Consider the following 17777-nt stretch of genomic DNA (forward strand, 5'->3'; position numbering starts at 1 on the left):
ATGTCAGAACAAGAAATTTGGGACAAAGTTCTCAACTTATCTAAAGAGGAAGTATCAAATATTTCTTATCAAACTTGGCTTAAAGACACAATGTTGCATACTCTGTCTGATGAAGAAGCAATTGTATTAGTCAATCAACCCTTCGTAGCAAGTTGGTTGAGCACCAATTATACGGAATTAATTCAAGCCATTATCAAAACTGTAACTGGAAAATCCGTGAAACACGTACGCTTTTTAACAGAAGCAGATTTTGATGAACTGAAACCACCTTCATCAGCACAGGCAACAACGCCTGCGACAAATCCTGAAACAAATGGTGAACAATTCAACACGAATAATACATTTGAAACCTTCGTTATAGGCCCAGGCAACCGCTTCCCACATGCTGCAAGTTTAGCAGTGGCTGAAGCACCAGCTCAAGCCTACAATCCATTGTTTATCTATGGTGGCGTAGGGCTGGGTAAAACGCATTTGATGCATGCGATCGGGCATTATGTCTTAGAAAACAATCCAAATGCGAAAGTACTTTATACCTCAAGTGAAAAATTTACGAATGAATTTATCCAATCAATTCGAAATAATGATACAGAATCATTTCGTGAAAAATATCGAAACATAGATATTTTACTTATTGATGATATTCAATTCATTCAAAAGAAAGAACAAACACAAGAAGAATTTTTCCACACGTTTAATGATTTACATCAAAATCACAAACAAATTGTAATTTCCAGTGATCGTCCACCAAAAGAAATTTCAACTTTAGAAGAACGGTTAAAATCTCGCTTCCAATGGGGACTTATCGTTGATATTACGCCGCCTGATTTTGAAACACGAATGGCCATTTTACAGAAGAAAACAGAAGAGGAAAACTTGGATATACCTATTGAAGCGCTGACGTATATTGCAAATCAAATTCAAACGAACATTCGTGAACTTGAAGGGGCACTGACGCGTGTACTCGCATTTTCAAAACTTCAAGGTAAACCGATTACAACTGAACTTACAGCTGATGCGCTTAAAGATATTATTCAACTACCAAAGTCTAAAAAAATTACGATTCAAGATATTCAAAAAGTAGTTGGCGAATATTACGGCGTACGTATTGAAGATTTTGCAGCGAAAAAACGCACAAAATCAATTGCATATCCACGACAAATTGCCATGTATTTATCTCGAGAATTAACCGATTTTTCACTTCCTAAAATTGGTGAAGAATTTGGTGGTCGAGATCACACTACTGTAATTCATGCGCATGACAAAATTATTAAAGATATAAAAAATGATCCAACACTTAAGCAAGAAATTGAATCACTTGAAAAAGAAATACGAAATGCTTAGAAAAGGTCATTGTGGATAATGTTGAAGGATTATACACATCATGCACAGTTTATCCACATGTGTACAATCTTGAAACATCACATTATTTTTGACTTATCCACTAATCCACAGCACCTATGACTATTAATACTATTTTTAATATAACTAAGACTATATAAACGACTGAAAGGAGTTTATTGAATGATGGAGTTTTCTATTAAGAGAGATTATTTTATCACGCAATTAAACGATACATTAAAAGCGATATCCCCAAGAACAACCTTACCAATTTTAACGGGTATAAAAATTGAAGCCACAAATGAAGGTATTGTCTTAACAGGCTCTGACTCTGAAATCTCAATCGAAATTACGATTCCTAATGACGTAGATGGAGAAGAAATCGTAGCAGTAAAAGAACCAGGTTCAGTCGTATTACCAGGACGTTTCTTTGTGGATATCATTAAAAAACTACCAGGTAAAGAAGTTAAATTATCAACGAATGAACAATTCCAAACATTAATTACTTCAGGTCATTCTGAGTTTAACTTAAGTGGTTTAGATCCAGATCAATATCCATTATTACCGCAAGTTTCTAGTGATGATGCGCTACAATTACCAATTAAAGTGCTTAAAAATATTATTGCACAAACAAATTTTGCAGTGTCCACCTCAGAAACACGCCCTGTACTTACTGGTGTAAACTGGCTTATACAAGAAAATGAATTAATATGCACAGCGACCGATTCACACCGCTTGGCTGTAAGAAAGTTAAAGTTAGACGAAGAAATTGAAGACAAAAATGTCATCATTCCAGGTAAAGCTTTAGCAGAATTAAACAAAATTATGACTGAAAATGAAGATCACATCGATATTTTCTTCGCATCAAACCAAGTATTATTCCGTGTAGGAAACATTAATTTCATTTCACGATTACTTGAGGGCCATTATCCAGATACATCACGTTTGTTCCCAGAAAACTACGAAATCAAATTAGGATTAAACAACAATGATTTTTATCATGCAATTGATCGTGCGTCATTATTAGCACGTGAAGGTGGTAACAACGTCATTAAATTAAGTACAGGGGATTCGCTTGTTGAACTTTCATCAACATCACCAGAAATTGGTACAGTGAAAGAAGAAGTGACAGCAAACGATGTTGAAGGGGGCAACCTTAAAATCTCTTTCAACTCAAAATATATGATGGATGCGTTAAAAGCCATTGATAATGACGAAGTTGAAGTTGAATTTTTCGGTACTATGAAGCCATTTATTTTAAAACCGAAAGATGACGACACAGTAACGCAACTCATCTTACCAATCCGCACATACTAATTAACAGAAAAAAGGGGGAGGACATGTATCATTTCAATTTTGATTGCTCCTAGCGCCTCGCTTTTCTAAACGCATTCGCAATCCAATCAGCTGCTGCCTCATAAGTCTCGGCTAAGGAAGCGAGCAAAGCGATGTGTTAATGCATCATCCTTCCCCTCATAAAGACTAAATTTATATATAACTATAACCAACAAAGTTCATGTGCGTAGAATTTTGTTGGTTTTTTGATTAACAGGGTAGTTATGTCCTAGCACCCTTTTTTTAAGAAAATAAAGAAATGTTGTTTTAACGTACGTGTAATATTAAAAGGGTCTCTTTTTTAGTAAAATATAAGTATGACAATTCGGAGGGAAACTATGAGCCTAAAAAAATCAATCACTGTCATTATTGTCGTGTCATTTATTGTTTTAATTATCGCAACACTCATCATGACATGGTCTTCTAACAATGACGGTCAAAATATAGAGAACGTGAAAGCATTTCATAAAGACACTTTAAAAAGTCCAACAGCAGGGCATAACAATAAAGTGATTCTTACTGAATTTGGAGATTACAAATGCCCCTATTGTGGTGATTTTGAGAAAAACATCAAACCTAAGTTAGAAAAAGCGTATATCGATACGGATAAGGTTGAATTTCGCTATGTGAATGTCTTACTTCATGGTAAAGAATCTCTGCGTGGTTCACGCGCCGCCTTAGCTGTGAATCGGATCGCTCCAGCAGCTTACTGGGACTTTCACCATTACTTATATGCGCACCAACCACAATCAAAAAAAGCCGTTACGCATCAGACATGGTTGACGGATGACTTGATAAAAAAGGGTGTCAATCAACTTGAAGTGACATCTAAACAAAAAGAAGATATTTTACACGCGTATCAAGCTAAAACAGATGCGTCGTTAACACATGCCAAAGCGGACAATCACCTTTTTGAAAAATATCATGTGAAACAAGTACCAGCATTATACGTCAATGGCAAACGTGTAGAAGATGTTACGGATTATCAAAGCATTAAAAAAGCGATTGATACAGCACTACATGAAGAAAATAGATGAAATGTTTCACGTAAAACGTTTACATGTTCAATCCTGATATTTATACACGTTTGCACATGAAATTTTACGCGTAAAACGGTATAATATATAAGTGAGCAAATATGAATGGAGTGATGGATTTGGCTGAGGAAATAATCGTTGATGGCGAACTAACTTTAGGTCAATTTTTAAATTATGAAGGCATAGTAGAGTCAGGTGGCCAAGCGAAATGGTTTTTAAAAGAGTATGACGTCTACCTCAATGGTGAACATGAAACACGTCGTGGAAAAAAACTTAGTGATGGTGATCAACTCGACATTCCAGAAGTGGGTTCATTTATTATTAAATTTGGTGAGCAATGAAATTATCAACACTCCAACTAGAGCATTATCGGAATTACGCTTCTGTTTTACTTGAATGTCATCCAGACGTCAATATTTTAATTGGCGAGAATGCGCAAGGTAAAACAAATTTACTTGAATCAATATATGTACTCGCTTTGGCTAAAAGTCATCGTACGTCTAATGATAGAGAGCTCATTCGCTTTGATGCAGAATATGCTAAAATAGAGGGTGAGCTTCATTTTCGTCATGGCACGATGCCACTAACGATGTTCATTACGAAAAAAGGTAAAAAAGTAAAGGTAAATCATTTGGAGCAAAGTCGTTTGACACAATACATTGGACATCTAAATGTCGTATTATTTGCGCCTGAAGATTTAAATATTGTGAAGGGTTCTCCTCAAATTAGACGTCGTTTTATAGATATGGAATTAGGCCAAATTTCCAGTTTATATTTAAATGATCTCTCACAATATCAACGTATACTTAAACAGCGTAATCATTACTTAAAGCAGCTCCAACTTAAACAAAAAAAAGATACTACAATGTTAGAGGTTCTAAATCAACAATTTGCGTTATACGCTGTCAAAGTGACACAACGACGACGTCATTTCATTCAAGAATTAGAAACCTTAGCACAACCTATTCATAACGGCATCACGAATGGGAAAGAAACATTGACATTAAAATATATACCAAGTCTTAAATACGAAGACGTCTCGCAGTCTGAGGACGTCTTAACTACTGAAACGTATGACTTTATTCAACAGCAAATGGATCGAGAAATTGAGCGTGGGAATAGTTTATTCGGACCGCATCGAGACGATTTGTCCTTTCAAGTGAATGGTATGGATGCCCAAACATTTGGCTCTCAAGGACAACAACGGACAACAGCGCTCTCAATAAAGCTTGCAGAAATAGAACTGATGCATCAAGAGGTGGGAGAGTATCCCATTTTATTACTTGATGATGTATTAAGTGAGCTTGATGATTCAAGACAAACGCATCTGCTTAGTACAATTCAACATAAAGTACAAACATTTGTGACAACGACTTCTGTAGATGGTATTGATCATGAAATTATGAAAAATGCGAAAGTATATCAAATTGCGCAAGGAAATATTGAGAAATAGTAGAAAGTGAAGGTGGAAGCATTGGCTGATGTGAACAACTCAGAAAATTATGGTGCCAGTCAGATTCAAGTCTTAGAAGGACTAGAAGCTGTACGTAAGCGCCCAGGAATGTATATTGGATCAACTTCAGAACGCGGACTTCATCATCTTGTATGGGAGATTGTCGATAATAGTATCGATGAAGCACTTGCAGGATACGCGAATGAAATTGAAGTAGTAATTGAAAAAGATAATTGGATAAAAGTCACTGATAATGGTCGAGGCATTCCTGTAGATATTCAAGAGAAAATGGGACGTCCAGCCGTTGAAGTCATCCTGACTGTTTTACACGCAGGTGGTAAATTTGGTGGTGGCGGTTATAAAGTTTCAGGTGGACTTCATGGCGTAGGTTCATCTGTTGTAAACGCGCTCAGTGATACGTTAGAAGTCTATGTTCATCGTGATGGACGCATTCACCACCAAGCCTATCATAAAGGTGTGCCTGCATTTGACCTTAAGCAAATTGATGATACAGATAAAACAGGTACAGTCATTCGTTTTAAAGCAGACGGTACGATTTTCCAAGAAACAACAGTATATAACTATGAAACACTACAATCTCGTATTCGAGAATTGGCGTTCTTAAATAAAGGGATTCAAATTACGCTCAGAGACGAACGTGACGGCGAATCTCCTCGTGAGGATACTTACCACTACGAAGGTGGAATAAAGTCGTATGTGGAGCTTTTAAACGAGAATAAAGAGGCAATTCATCCTGAGCCGATTTATGTTCATGAAACCAGAGATGAAGTTGAAGTTGAAATCGCCTTACAATATAACGGTGGATATGCGGCGAACTTGCTTACGTATGCTAATAACATTCACACATACGAAGGTGGCACACATGAAGATGGTTTTAAACGTGCGTTAACGCGCGTGTTAAACAGTTATGGAACGCAAAATAAGCTTATAAAAGATGAAAAAGAGCGTTTATCTGGTGAAGATACGCGTGAAGGGCTTACGGCTATCATTTCCATTAAACATGGTGATCCTCAGTTCGAAGGTCAAACAAAAACGAAACTGGGTAACTCTGAAGTACGTCAAATAGTAGACCGTGTCTTTTCTGAACTATTTGAGCGTTTCTTATATGAGAATCCTCAAGTTGCACGTGTCATCATTGAAAAAGGAATTATGGCCTCACGTGCACGCCTTGCCGCTAAAAAAGCACGTGAAGTTACACGTCGTAAATCTGCGCTAGACATTTCAAGCTTACCAGGTAAATTAGCCGACTGTTCTAGTAAAGATCCGTCGGAAAGTGAAATTTTCTTAGTCGAAGGGGACTCTGCCGGGGGGTCTACAAAATCCGGGCGAGACTCACGTACGCAAGCAATTTTACCGCTACGTGGTAAAATTTTAAACGTTGAAAAAGCACGTTTAGATAAAATTTTGAACAATAACGAAATTCGTCAAATGGTTACTGCATTTGGTACAGGTATCGGTGGCGAATTTGATATTTCTAAAGCACGTTATCACAAAATTGTAATCATGACTGATGCGGATGTCGATGGTGCACATATCCGTACACTTTTATTGACGTTCTTCTATCGTTTTATGCGTCCGTTAATTGAAGCGGGGTATGTCTACATTGCGCAACCACCACTATACAAATTAACACAAGGGAAGCAAAAATATTATGTCTTCAATGATCGAGAATTGGACAAATTAAAAGAACGTTTAAATCCATCACCAAAATGGTCAATCGCACGATACAAAGGTCTTGGCGAAATGAACGCGGACCAACTTTGGGAGACGACTATGAATCCCGAAAACCGTGCGATGCTTCAAGTGACACTTGATGATGCAATTGAAGCGGACCAAACGTTTGAAATGTTAATGGGTGACGTCGTAGAAAACCGTCGTCAATTCATTGAAGATAATGCTGTTTACGCTAATTTAGATTTCTAAAATGGCAAACGGTTCAATTAGAAGGAGGATATCTTGATGGCTGAAATACCTGAATCAAGAATAAATGAACGAAATATAAGTAACGAGATGCGTGAGTCCTTTTTAGACTACGCGATGAGTGTCATTGTGTCTCGTGCCTTACCAGATGTCAGAGATGGCTTGAAGCCAGTACATCGTCGTATCTTATATGGCCTCAATGAACAAGGTATGACACCAGATAAACCTTATAAAAAGTCTGCACGTATCGTTGGTGACGTAATGGGTAAATATCACCCACACGGTGACTCTTCTATTTACGAAGCAATGGTACGTATGGCACAGGATTTCAGCTATCGTTATCCACTCGTAGACGGTCAAGGAAACTTTGGTTCAATGGACGGCGACGGTGCAGCAGCGATGCGTTATACCGAAGCACGTATGACAAAGTTAGCACTTGAATTATTGAGAGATATTAATAAAGACACCATTGATTTTATCGATAACTACGATGGCAATGAACGTGAACCAAGTGTGTTACCTTCACGTTTTCCAAACCTTTTAGTCAACGGTGCCTCTGGTATTGCGGTAGGTATGGCGACAAATATTCCACCGCATAATATGACAGAAGTGATTAACGGTGTATTAAGTCTAAGTCGTAATCCTGATATTTCTATTAATGAATTAATGGAAGATATTACGGGGCCAGACTTCCCTACTGCTGGTTTGATTTTAGGTAAAAGTGGCATAAGACGTGCGTATGAAACGGGTAGAGGCTCAATTATTATGCGCGCCAAAGCTGAAATCGAATCACGTGGTGGTGGACGTGAACGTATCGTTGTCACAGAAATTCCATTCCAAGTGAATAAAGCACGTATGATCGAAAAAATAGCAGAGCTTGTGCGTGATAAGAAAATTGACGGCATTACGGATTTACGTGATGAAACAAGTCTACGTACAGGTGTGCGGGTAGTCATCGATGTTCGTAAAGACGCCAATGCAAACGTAATTTTAAATAATTTATACAAATTAACGCCACTCCAAACGTCATTTGGAGTGAACATGATTGCGCTCGTCAAAGGACGTCCGCAACTCATTAACTTGAAACAAGCGTTATACCATTATTTAGAACATCAAAAAGAAGTCGTGCGTCGTCGTACGGAATATAACTTACGTAAAGCGAAAGACCGCGCGCATATTTTAGAAGGTTTACGTATTGCGCTTGATCATATCGATGAAATTATTACAATAATTCGTGAGTCTGATACAGATAAAATTGCGATGGAAAGTTTACAATCACGTTTTAACCTTTCAGAACGTCAAGCACAAGCGATTTTAGACATGCGTTTAAGACGTCTGACTGGCTTAGAGCGCGATAAAATTGAACAAGAGTACAATGATCTTGTTGCATACATTGCAGAGTTAGAAGCCATTTTAGCGGATGAAGAAAAGTTATTGGATTTAGTACGCGAAGAGCTCATCGAAATTAGAGACAAATTTGGAGATGAACGCCGTACTGAGATTCAACTTGGTGGCGTGGATAATCTAGAAGATGAAGATTTAATTCCTGAAGAACAAATTGTCATTACATTAAGTCATAAAAATTATATTAAACGTTTACCTGCATCAACGTATCGTTCACAACATCGTGGTGGACGTGGTGTTCAAGGTATGAATACGTTAGAAGACGATTTTGTTAGTCAACTTGTGACAACAAGTACGCATGACCATATTCTATTCTTTACGAATAAAGGTCGCGTTTACAAATTGAAAGGTTATGAAGTGCCGGAACTCTCACGTCAGTCTAAAGGGATTCCAATCGTCAATGCCATTGAACTTGATAGCGACGAAAAAATCAGTACGATGATAGCGGTGAAAGATTTAGACTCTGAAGAGAACTTCCTCGTATTTGCGACGAAGAAAGGTTTAATCAAACGTTCAGCACTTAGTAACTTTAACCGTATTAATAAAAATGGTAAAATCGCAATCAATTTCCGCGATGATGATGAATTAGTAGCTGTTCGTTTAACAGATGGTCAGAAACATATTCTCATAGGTACGTCAGATGCATCCCTTATCCGCTTTAAAGAGAGTGATGTACGTGCAATGAGTCGTATTGCTTCAGGTGTACGAGGCATTAGACTTCGAGAAGAGGATGAAGTTGTGGGTCTCGGTGTAGCAGATGAAGATAGTGAAGATGAAGTACTTGTTGTGACGGAAAAAGGTTACGGCAAACGAACATCAGTGAGTGAGTATCGCGTGTCAAATCGTGGCGGTATGGGTGTTAAAACAGCAAAACTTACTGAGCGTAATGGCCAACTGATTAGTATTGGTACAGTATCAGGTGATGAAGATATTATGGTTGTTACAAACCACGGTGTCATTATTCGTATGGAAGTTCAAGATATTTCTAAAAATGGTCGTATGGCACAAGGGGTACGCTTAATTAAAATGGCAGAAGATCAATTTGTATCAACAGTTGCAAAAGTTAAGCGTGAACCTGAAGATATTGTAGATGTTGAGGAAAATATCAATAAAGATGGTATGGAAACTCAAACTGAGCATGTCATTGATGACCAACCTACCGAAGACACCATTCATACTGAAGTCACTGAGACGGAAGACCATCAGGTTGTAAATACCAATGAACGTGAAGACTTAAGACAAGACTTCATGGAGCGTGTAAATGAAGATATCGCAACAGCTGATCAAGACGAAGATGATCATGAATAATATAAAATAAAACAGGACTGGCTATGAAGGCCAGCCCTGTTTTTTATTTTTCTAATGCTTTCATCGCAAAAGGAATTTCATCTATTAATTTCGATGGTGGTACGACATACATTGTTTCAGATAATTTTTCACCGATGTAACTATGCGTATACGTTGCACTAGTAATCGCATCAATCGGATTATCAAATTGACCAATAAATCCTGTAATCATACCTGCAAGTGTATCACCCATGCCACCAGTTGCCATCGCAGGATTGCCAATTTGTAGTTTATATTCATCTTCTTTAAAGAAAATTTCAGTACCGTGTTTTTTTAATACGACTGTCGCACCGAGACGATTCACTGCTTCACGATTACGTTCATACGTTTGATCTTCAATAGGAATACCACTTAAACGTTCCCATTCCATTTGATGCGGTGTATAGATCACGTGACATGATGGTATCTCAGGACGTAATTTACTCACAATTGTAATTGCATCGCCATCAACAATTAATTTTTGATGCGGCAATATATTTTGAAGTAGAAATGTCATAGCGTTGTTACCTTTAAAATCAAGTCCTAACCCTGGACCAATAAGGATACAATCCGAACACTCAATCATTTTTGTTAATTTTTTCGTATCATTGATATCGACAACCATTGCTTCTGGACAACGGGAATGTAACGCCGCATGATTGGTTGGATGTGTCGCAACCGTAATAAGACCAGCACCACTATAGACACACGCACGTGCTGCCAAAATAATGGCGCCTCCCAAATTGGCATTTCCACCAATTAACAAAATACGTCCATAATCCCCTTTATGTGTTTCTTGCTTTCGCTTGGGGATTTTAACGTTAGATAATGTTTGCACGTTGTGACCCTCCTTTTTTACAATTTTTTATTTACATATAAGCTTTATATTTTAAAACTAAGAACCTATTATTTACTTCACTAAAATAGTTTAAATACAACAAGATATATTATACCTGTATATATCTTTCGTCAATAGCTAATCTTTGAATATTTTAACGCATTAAAAGACTGCCTCGATAATACATTACGGATATCGTAACATCTATTGTCACTGAATTTTTTGACAATTATACTTAAATGGGATGAGAGATAAACAAAGGGGGACATATTATGACATTACAATTAACAGGGGAACAGTTAACGATTCAAGCTATACGAGACTTTTTAGCCCAAAATGACAAAGTAGAAGTGACATATGACGCAGTACAACGTGTGAAACAAAGCCGTACTACGGTCGAACGAATTATTCAAAATAAAGAAACAATCTATGGCATTACGACAGGATTTGGATTATTCAGTGATGTGTTAATTGATCAACAAAAATATAATCAACTCCAAGTGAATCTAATTCGTTCTCATGCATGTGGAATCGGATCACCATTTGCGGATAACGTTTCTTTAGTAATGATGATTTTACGTTTAAACACGTTACTGAAAGGGCATTCAGGGGTGACAATGGATCTTGTCGAACAGCTAACTTTTTTTATAAATCAACGTATTATCCCAGTCATTCCACAACAAGGTTCATTAGGTGCTTCGGGTGATTTAGCACCGTTATCACATTTGGCACTCGCGTTAATTGGAGAAGGTCGCGTGTCTTACAAAGGGGATATTTTAGACAGCGCGGACGTCTTAAAAATACTTAACCGAAAACCTTTAATACTTCAAGCCAAAGAAGGTCTTGCGTTAATCAATGGAACACAAGCGATGACTGCTCAAGGTGTCATTACATTTATTGAAGCGGAATCTTTAGGATATGAATCAGAATGGATTGCCGCATTAACACATCAAGCGTTAAATGGAATTACCGATGCTTATAATGAAAAAGTTCATATTGTGCGTAATTTTGAAGAACAAACTGCTGTAGCAAGACGGATGTCAGACTGGTTGGAAGGGTCTAGACTCACGACACGTCAAGGAGAGATTCGCGTTCAAGATCCTTATACATTGCGTTGTATTCCTCAAATTCACGGTGCAAGTTTTCAAGTGTTTAACTACGTAAAAGAAAAGTTAGAATTTGAAATGAACGCAGCAAATGACAACCCGCTTATCTTTGATGAGGGAGACGAAACGTTAGTCATTTCTGGAGGGAATTTCCACGGTCAACCGGTAGCATTTGCGTTAGACTTTTTAAAAATTGGTTTAAGCGAACTGGCCAATGTTGCTGAGCGACGTCTAGAACGTCTAGTCAATCCACAGCTGAATGGGGGACTACCAGCCTTTTTAAGCCCGGAACCCGGACTACAAAGTGGTGCGATGATTATGCAATATGCGGCTGCAAGTTTAGTATCGGAAAATAAAACGTTGGCACATCCAGCCAGTGTCGATTCTATTCCGTCATCAGCAAACCAAGAAGATCACGTGTCAATGGGCACGATTGCTTCACGTCATGGGTATCAAATTTTAGAAAATGTGCGGCGTGTAATTGCGATAGAGGCGATCATTGCATTACAAGCGGTCGAATTAAAAGGAATCGAAGGGTTATCTCCTAAAACACGTGAAAAATATGATCATTACCGAACTTACATCCCTTCTATTACAGAAGACCGTCAATTTCACAAAGATATCAACGTAATGGCACAAGCATTAAAAGACGTTGCATATCATGCTTAATAGTGTTCACAAAATTTGCACTTGCTTACTGAAAATGAATTTGCTATATTGAAGTTAAATTAATAATCAATTGTTTGTGGACTAAGTAATATGTATCGATTTCAGAGAATTTGTGGTTGGTGCGAACAAATAATACGTAACATATGAAATCTACCCACGTGATGAACAATTCGGGTCAAACCGTTAACTTTGTAGAGTGCAGATTGAATTCTGTTAAATAGGGTGGCAACACGTCAAACCACGTCCCTTGTAGTAGAGGGGGCGTGGTTTTTTGTTGTTACTCGCAATAATAGAAAGGATGATAAACATGTTAGACATTAAACTATTTAGAACAAGCCCTGAGTACGTAAAAGAAAAAATTGCGTTACGTGGTGACGACACATCTGTAGTCGATGATATTTTAAATCTTGATACAAAACGCCGTGAGTTAATTCAAAAAACAGAAGAGCTTAAATCAGAACGAAACAAAGCGTCTGAAGCGATTGCACAAAAGAAACGTAATAAAGAAAATGCGGATGAAGCGATTAAAGCACAACGTGAAGTTGGCGAAAAGATTAAAGCGATTGATACTGAATTAAAAGAAGTAGACGAGGCGTTAAATGATACATTATCTCGCATACCGAACTTGATTCATGATGATGTGCCTCAAGGTGCAGACGATACTGAAAATGTTGAACAAAAAAAATGGGGGACACCACGTACATTTGAATTTGAACCTAAAGCACATTGGGATTTATTAGAATCATTGAAGATGGCTGATTTTGAACGCGCAGCTAAAATTGCACGTGCACGTTTTGTCTTCTTAACAGGTGAAGGCGCGAAATTAGAACGTGCTTTAATGAACTATATGTTAACGAAACATACGACACAACATGGATATAGAGAAATGATTGCACCACAACTCGTAAATCCTAAAGCGATGTACGGCACAGGTCAATTACCGAAATTTGAAGAAGACTTGTTTAAAGTCGAAAAAGAAGGTCTTTATACAATTCCAACTGCAGAAGTACCGCTTACCAACTATTACCGTGATGAAATTATTCAGCCAGGTGTCTTACCTGAGAAATTCACTGGACAAACAGCTTGTTTCAGAAGTGAAGCGGGATCAGCTGGTAGAGACACGCGTGGTCTTATCCGCCTACATCAATTTAATAAAGTTGAAATGGTACGTATCGAAAAGCCTGAGGATTCTTGGAATGCTTTAGAAGAGATGACAGGTCATGCAGAAGCCATTTTAGAAGAATTAGGATTGCCATATCGCCGTGTGATTTTATGTACGGGTGATATTGGTTTTGGTTCAAGTAAAACTTATGACTTAGAAGTATGGTTACCAAGTTATAATGACTATAAAGAAATTAGTTCTTGCTCAAACTGTGTTGACTTCCAAGCACGTCGCGCAAATATTCGTTTTAAACGTGATAAAGATGCTAAACCAGAATATGCACATACTTTAAATGGATCAGGTTTAGCGGTAGGACGTACGTTTGCAGCAATCATTGAAAATTATCAAAATGAAGATGGTTCAATCACTGTACCAGAAGCACTCGTACCATTTATGGGTGGACAAACAGTTATTGAAGCATTGTAATAGGAAATTTAAATCGTTTAATTAAGCTGAGCCTCATGAGGTTCAGCTTTTTTGTGTTTTAACATGTTCGTAACGCCTGCTCAATATACATACGCATACGTTATTTAAATTGTTTACAAATTAATTAAAAATATACTCAAAACTGTTAAAAGTTCGATTAAAAATTACATATAAAATTAAAATAAATTTTAGTTTATTCTTTTGCACAAAAAAATAACTTGTAACACTAATTAGGTTTTAGGGGTAACATACGTGGTAAATCTTACACTATAAACTGACGAAAGGTCAGAAATTTAAAAATACAGAAATTAGTGGTTATTCAACTATGACTATAAATCATTTATATGGTTATTAAATGTTTTCAGACATCATCTTCTGTAGGGAAGGAAGTTGATATCAGTGATAAAAAAGATGTTTTTATGATTAAGCAACATTTTAAAGTTTCAACTTTCATGTATGGTTTCTCAATGAACTCAAGCATATAGATATAACTAACTTTTAAGGGAGAAGTTAACATGGCTTTTAAACTCGCGAGAAATGCGACAAAAGCGACAAAGAAAACATTGGAATTTTTACCAGATGAGGTTGAAGACGAAGCAAAAGATAAACTGAAAGACAAAGCACATGAAATGGTTGAGCAAAAAATTCAAGATAGTGTTCAATCACAAGCAGATACTGCGGCAGAAAAATTACAAAAAGTGAAAAAGAAAAATCAAGAAGTCGTTCCTGAAAAAGCTAACGAAGCAAAAGAAAAAGTTCAGGATGCTTTACTTACTACTAGAGAAAAGTTAAAAGACTTCAAAGAAGCGGGAGAAAAGTTTCAAGAAAACATTGCTTCTAGCCAAGGCAAATCTTCAAAATCCAAACGAAAAGTTAAAGGTGTGCAAGATATTAAAAGCGTTCGCAATATTAAAGGCGTTTCAAATCTGAAAAGTTACGACGACATCAAGCATGCGTCCGACATCAAGAATATTGAAGATAATCAATCGTTATATACAAACTAAAAGTCAGCCAAGAAAAGCAGTTTAAGCAGTTTTAAATGACGACAACGTCATTGGTCAAATTATTTATTTAAGTTGAGAGGGGAATTTTATTATGAGTAGTGTACAAAGAAGTGCTGACACAGCAAGTTTAGCGGAAGTTATCGATCGTATTTTAGATAAAGGTATTGTTATTGATGCGTATGTAAGAGTATCAGTTGTAGGTATTGAAATCTTAACAATTGAAGCAAGAATTGTTATCGCAAGTGTAGACACATGGTTACGTTATGCTGAAGCTGTTGGTTTACTGAGAGATGAAGTTGAAGAGGAAGGCTTACCTGGTCAGTCTCAAGAACAATTAGCAAGTGAAAATCAATCAAGAGAACGCATCGAGTCAGATAGTCAATCTAAAGAAGCCGACAAAGAGGAAGCGAAACAAAAAGAAGGTTCATTTGGCGTTTAAATTGAACATTAACTCGGAGGCGGCAAATTGATTTTTGTCGCCCTCTCGTTATTTTTAGAAAGCATTATGGAGGGATTGCACATTATGAAGGAATTACTTGAAAACATTAAATCATTTTTTAACGAGCATGTCGCACCACCCTATAAAATAACGTCTGTTGAGCGTCGTGAAGATAGTGACTCAGATGAAGGAGGTAAGTCTGGATGGAGAGCGACGGTAGAAGTGATTGAAGAAAAAGAATATATGAAACGCTACGCTAAAGACCAAATGATTGGTACGTACACAGTGCTTTTAGATGATGATAAAGAAGTGACTTCTTTTAAACGTGAAGGCATCCGTTATCGCAGTAAGGTTGATCAATAAAAATTGAGGTGTGGAATTACGTACATTTTCATACCAGGTTAGACTACCCTCATTCTAAGACGATTGAGTTGTAGCAATGTTAAGAGGAGGCTATACACATGGCAGAAGAAAAAGAAATGGGCGTTTACATCTTTTGTGGTATCCAAACCGAAGATGACAGTAATTTTGGCACAGTTGAAGTTGAAGGCGAAGAAAGAGACACGTATCTTGTTCGCTATAAAGATGCGGCATTTGTTGCAGCAACAGTGCCAATGAAGATTTACTCACCAAATCAAGAAAACTTAATGATGCATCAATCATTAGTTGCAAAAGTGATGGAAGAAAATGAATCCGTAATTCCTGTAAGTTTTGGTAATGTTTTTAAATCAAAAGAAGATGTCAAAATCTTGCTTGAAAAACTTTATCCTCAATTTGAGAAATTATTTCCTGAAATTAAGGGTAAATTTGAACTAGGACTTAAAGTCATCGGTAAACAAGAATATTTAGAGTCAACCGTTAAAAGTAATGCAAACATCCAATCAATGAGTAAAAATGTTCAGGGTAAATCTAAAGATGCTGGCTATTTTGATCGCATGAAACTTGGTGAGGCAACTCAAAAAATTATTGAGAGTCTCAGAAAAGAAATCGAGACGGATATTTATAAACCACTTGAAAAATTAAGTACTGCTGGACGCGTCAATGATCCACAAGGTGAAAAAGTGTTACTAAATGCTGCCTTTTTAGTCGATCGCAATCAAGATGAAAAGTTCGATGCGAAAGTAAATGAACTTCATGAAAAATATAAAGATAAAGTGGACTTTAAATATACAGGTCCATGGCCAGCATATAACTTTGTGAATATCCGTTTAAATATTGAGGGATCTTAATGTTAGCATATGGGTCAATTAAAATGTTGACTTCTATAGCACGCAAGGTTAAAGAGGAAGCCGATAAAGAACTTTATGATTTACCTACCATTGAGAAGAAATTAATTCATTTACAAATGATGGCTGAACTAGGTGAAATTCCAGAGGATGTTTATAAAGAACAAGAAGAAGTGTTATTAGCACGATATGAAATCGCAAAACAACGAGAAATCGATAAATGGGAAGCATTAATCGATGAGAAAGAAGAGAGATAACATGGAAAACTTAACTTATTTATACGCATTAGTACCTGCATCAGAAATTGATAAAGAACCATTACCGTCAATTACCGGTTTTGATGGTGAACATGAATTATTCACCTCAAAAGTAAATGATGACATTGTGGCAATTGTAACGTCATTAGATGGTGATGCGTATTCCGAATCTATTATTGAAGACAAAGTGGATAATGACATGGAATGGCTTCAAGAAAAAGCATTCCATCACCATGAAACTATTTCTACATTAAATCAACATTACACGTTAATTCCACTTAAATTCTGTACGATTTACAAAAGTGAAGATAATTTAAGAGAAACGATTGATGAAGTGAAAGATAAAGTAACAGAAACGTTTGCATATCTTCAAGGTAAAGAGGAATGGACAATTAAAGTTTATTGCGATGATAACAAATTACGTGAAAAATTGAGCGTTAATAACGAAAAAGTTGAAGCAAAACGTCAAGAAATCAGTAATTTACCAAAAGGTCGCCGTTTCTTTGAAGAAAAGAAAATAGACAAACTAATTGATACAGAACTTGAAAACGAAAAAGATCGTATGAGCGAATCACTTCACAATCAAGTCAAATCCTATGCTATTGAACAAAAAGTAAAAAAGAATTGGAGTAAAGATGTCACTGGATTAAAAGAAGATATGATTTTAAATAGTGTCTATCTCCTTTCGAAAGATCACGTCGAACAGTTCAAAACTGATATTGCAGAATGGGAGAAAAATAATAACGGTGAAGAACTGAGAATTGATGCGAATGGGCCTTGGCCAGCTTATCACTTTTCTGTTTTTTACTAGAAGTG

Annotated in this window: 16 protein-coding genes and 1 other annotated feature; of the genes, 15 read left to right on the forward strand and 1 reads right to left on the reverse strand. The window is 36.8% G+C overall.

Translation table 11 applies throughout. From position 1 onward, the window contains the following. From dnaA to gyrA, 7 genes are all read left to right on the forward strand, one after another. Complete coding sequence (gene dnaA, locus SHYC_RS00005) at positions 1 to 1341, forward strand: chromosomal replication initiator protein DnaA (protein ID WP_039643393.1); 1341 nt, start codon at positions 1 to 3, stop codon at positions 1339 to 1341. A gap of 180 nt (positions 1342 to 1521) precedes the next feature. Beyond that, complete coding sequence (gene dnaN / locus SHYC_RS00010) at positions 1522 to 2655, forward strand: DNA polymerase III subunit beta (RefSeq protein WP_082021506.1); 1134 nt, start codon at positions 1522 to 1524, stop codon at positions 2653 to 2655. A 356-nt stretch (positions 2656 to 3011) separates the two neighbouring features. Continuing rightward, a complete protein-coding gene (locus SHYC_RS00015; RefSeq protein WP_039643395.1) occupies positions 3012 to 3710 on the forward strand; it encodes a DsbA family protein in 699 nt (232 codons plus the stop codon). Between the two features lie 101 nt (positions 3711 to 3811). Continuing rightward, positions 3812 to 4051 (forward strand): RNA-binding S4 domain-containing protein, encoded by a 240-nt coding sequence (locus SHYC_RS00020; protein ID WP_081858172.1) that lies wholly within the window; start codon positions 3812 to 3814, stop codon positions 4049 to 4051. Further along, the gene (gene recF, locus SHYC_RS00025) at positions 4048 to 5163 is read left to right on the forward strand and encodes a DNA replication/repair protein RecF (RefSeq protein WP_039643396.1); all 1116 of its coding nucleotides are present in this window, start codon (positions 4048 to 4050) and stop codon (positions 5161 to 5163) included. Before SHYC_RS00020 ends, recF begins: the two co-directional genes overlap by 4 nt. Before the next feature lie 12 nt (positions 5164 to 5175). Next, on the forward strand, positions 5176 to 7107 hold the full coding sequence (gene gyrB, locus SHYC_RS00030; protein WP_182736139.1) for a DNA topoisomerase (ATP-hydrolyzing) subunit B: 1932 nt from the start codon (positions 5176 to 5178) through the stop codon (positions 7105 to 7107). Between the two features lie 36 nt (positions 7108 to 7143). Then, on the forward strand, positions 7144 to 9816 hold the full coding sequence (gene gyrA / locus SHYC_RS00035) for a DNA gyrase subunit A (RefSeq protein ID WP_039643400.1): 2673 nt from the start codon (positions 7144 to 7146) through the stop codon (positions 9814 to 9816). 43 nt (positions 9817 to 9859) lie between these two features. Here the strand turns inward: gyrA and SHYC_RS00040 are convergent, their stop codons facing one another. Further along, a complete protein-coding gene (locus tag SHYC_RS00040) occupies positions 9860 to 10672 on the reverse strand; it encodes an NAD(P)H-hydrate dehydratase (protein WP_039643402.1) in 813 nt (270 codons plus the stop codon). Between the two features lie 272 nt (positions 10673 to 10944). Between SHYC_RS00040 and hutH the strand changes: the two genes are divergently transcribed. From hutH to SHYC_RS00080, 8 genes are all read left to right on the forward strand, one after another. Then, positions 10945 to 12447, forward strand: coding sequence for a histidine ammonia-lyase (gene hutH / locus SHYC_RS00045; RefSeq protein WP_039643404.1), 1503 nt, complete (start codon positions 10945 to 10947; stop codon positions 12445 to 12447). Between the two features lie 65 nt (positions 12448 to 12512). Further along, positions 12513 to 12698, forward strand: a binding site (T-box leader). Between the two features lie 56 nt (positions 12699 to 12754). Beyond that, positions 12755 to 14035, forward strand: a complete 1281-nt coding sequence (gene serS, locus SHYC_RS00050; protein WP_039643406.1) for a serine--tRNA ligase — start codon at positions 12755 to 12757, stop codon at positions 14033 to 14035. A gap of 515 nt (positions 14036 to 14550) precedes the next feature. After that, complete coding sequence (gvpQ, locus tag SHYC_RS00055; protein ID WP_039643408.1) at positions 14551 to 15039, forward strand: gas vesicle protein GvpQ; 489 nt, start codon at positions 14551 to 14553, stop codon at positions 15037 to 15039. Between the two features lie 91 nt (positions 15040 to 15130). Beyond that, on the forward strand, positions 15131 to 15478 hold the full coding sequence (gene gvpJ, locus SHYC_RS00060; RefSeq protein ID WP_039643410.1) for a gas vesicle protein GvpJ: 348 nt from the start codon (positions 15131 to 15133) through the stop codon (positions 15476 to 15478). An 84-nt stretch (positions 15479 to 15562) separates the two neighbouring features. Further along, positions 15563 to 15841 carry a gas vesicle protein GvpO gene (locus SHYC_RS00065; protein WP_231912782.1) on the forward strand — a complete coding sequence of 93 codons (279 nt, stop codon included), beginning with the start codon at positions 15563 to 15565 and terminating at the stop codon, positions 15839 to 15841. A 98-nt stretch (positions 15842 to 15939) separates the two neighbouring features. Then, the gene (locus tag SHYC_RS00070) at positions 15940 to 16707 is read left to right on the forward strand and encodes a GvpL/GvpF family gas vesicle protein (protein WP_039643412.1); all 768 of its coding nucleotides are present in this window, start codon (positions 15940 to 15942) and stop codon (positions 16705 to 16707) included. After that, the gene (locus SHYC_RS00075) at positions 16707 to 16961 is read left to right on the forward strand and encodes a gas vesicle protein GvpG (protein WP_037565170.1); all 255 of its coding nucleotides are present in this window, start codon (positions 16707 to 16709) and stop codon (positions 16959 to 16961) included. The genes SHYC_RS00070 and SHYC_RS00075 overlap by 1 nt, the downstream gene beginning before the upstream one ends. 1 nt (position 16962) lies before the next feature. Then, positions 16963 to 17772 carry a GvpL/GvpF family gas vesicle protein gene (locus tag SHYC_RS00080; RefSeq protein WP_039643415.1) on the forward strand — a complete coding sequence of 270 codons (810 nt, stop codon included), beginning with the start codon at positions 16963 to 16965 and terminating at the stop codon, positions 17770 to 17772. Positions 17773 to 17777 lie beyond the last annotated feature (5 nt).

Origin of the sequence: Staphylococcus hyicus (genome assembly GCF_000816085.1) — a bacterium.
In the GTDB taxonomy this organism is placed as follows: Bacteria; Bacillota; Bacilli; order Staphylococcales; family Staphylococcaceae; genus Staphylococcus; species Staphylococcus hyicus.

Excerpts from the sequence above, each read along its gene's own strand:
- dnaA (WP_039643393.1), top strand. The coding sequence starts at position 1 with ATGTCAGAACAAGAAATTTGGGACAAAGTTCTCAACTTATCTAAAGAG.
- dnaN (WP_082021506.1), top strand. The coding sequence starts at position 1,522 with ATGATGGAGTTTTCTATTAAGAGAGATTATTTTATCACGCAATTAAAC.
- SHYC_RS00015 (WP_039643395.1), top strand. The coding sequence starts at position 3,012 with ATGAGCCTAAAAAAATCAATCACTGTCATTATTGTCGTGTCATTTATT.
- SHYC_RS00020 (WP_081858172.1), top strand. The coding sequence starts at position 3,812 with ATGAATGGAGTGATGGATTTGGCTGAGGAAATAATCGTTGATGGCGAA.
- recF (WP_039643396.1), top strand. The coding sequence starts at position 4,048 with ATGAAATTATCAACACTCCAACTAGAGCATTATCGGAATTACGCTTCT.
- gyrA (WP_039643400.1), top strand. The coding sequence starts at position 7,144 with ATGGCTGAAATACCTGAATCAAGAATAAATGAACGAAATATAAGTAAC.
- hutH (WP_039643404.1), top strand. The coding sequence starts at position 10,945 with ATGACATTACAATTAACAGGGGAACAGTTAACGATTCAAGCTATACGA.
- serS (WP_039643406.1), top strand. The coding sequence starts at position 12,755 with ATGTTAGACATTAAACTATTTAGAACAAGCCCTGAGTACGTAAAAGAA.
- gvpQ (WP_039643408.1), top strand. The coding sequence starts at position 14,551 with ATGGCTTTTAAACTCGCGAGAAATGCGACAAAAGCGACAAAGAAAACA.
- gvpJ (WP_039643410.1), top strand. The coding sequence starts at position 15,131 with ATGAGTAGTGTACAAAGAAGTGCTGACACAGCAAGTTTAGCGGAAGTT.
- SHYC_RS00065 (WP_231912782.1), top strand. The coding sequence starts at position 15,563 with ATGAAGGAATTACTTGAAAACATTAAATCATTTTTTAACGAGCATGTC.
- SHYC_RS00070 (WP_039643412.1), top strand. The coding sequence starts at position 15,940 with ATGGCAGAAGAAAAAGAAATGGGCGTTTACATCTTTTGTGGTATCCAA.
- SHYC_RS00075 (WP_037565170.1), top strand. The coding sequence starts at position 16,707 with ATGTTAGCATATGGGTCAATTAAAATGTTGACTTCTATAGCACGCAAG.
- SHYC_RS00080 (WP_039643415.1), top strand. The coding sequence starts at position 16,963 with ATGGAAAACTTAACTTATTTATACGCATTAGTACCTGCATCAGAAATT.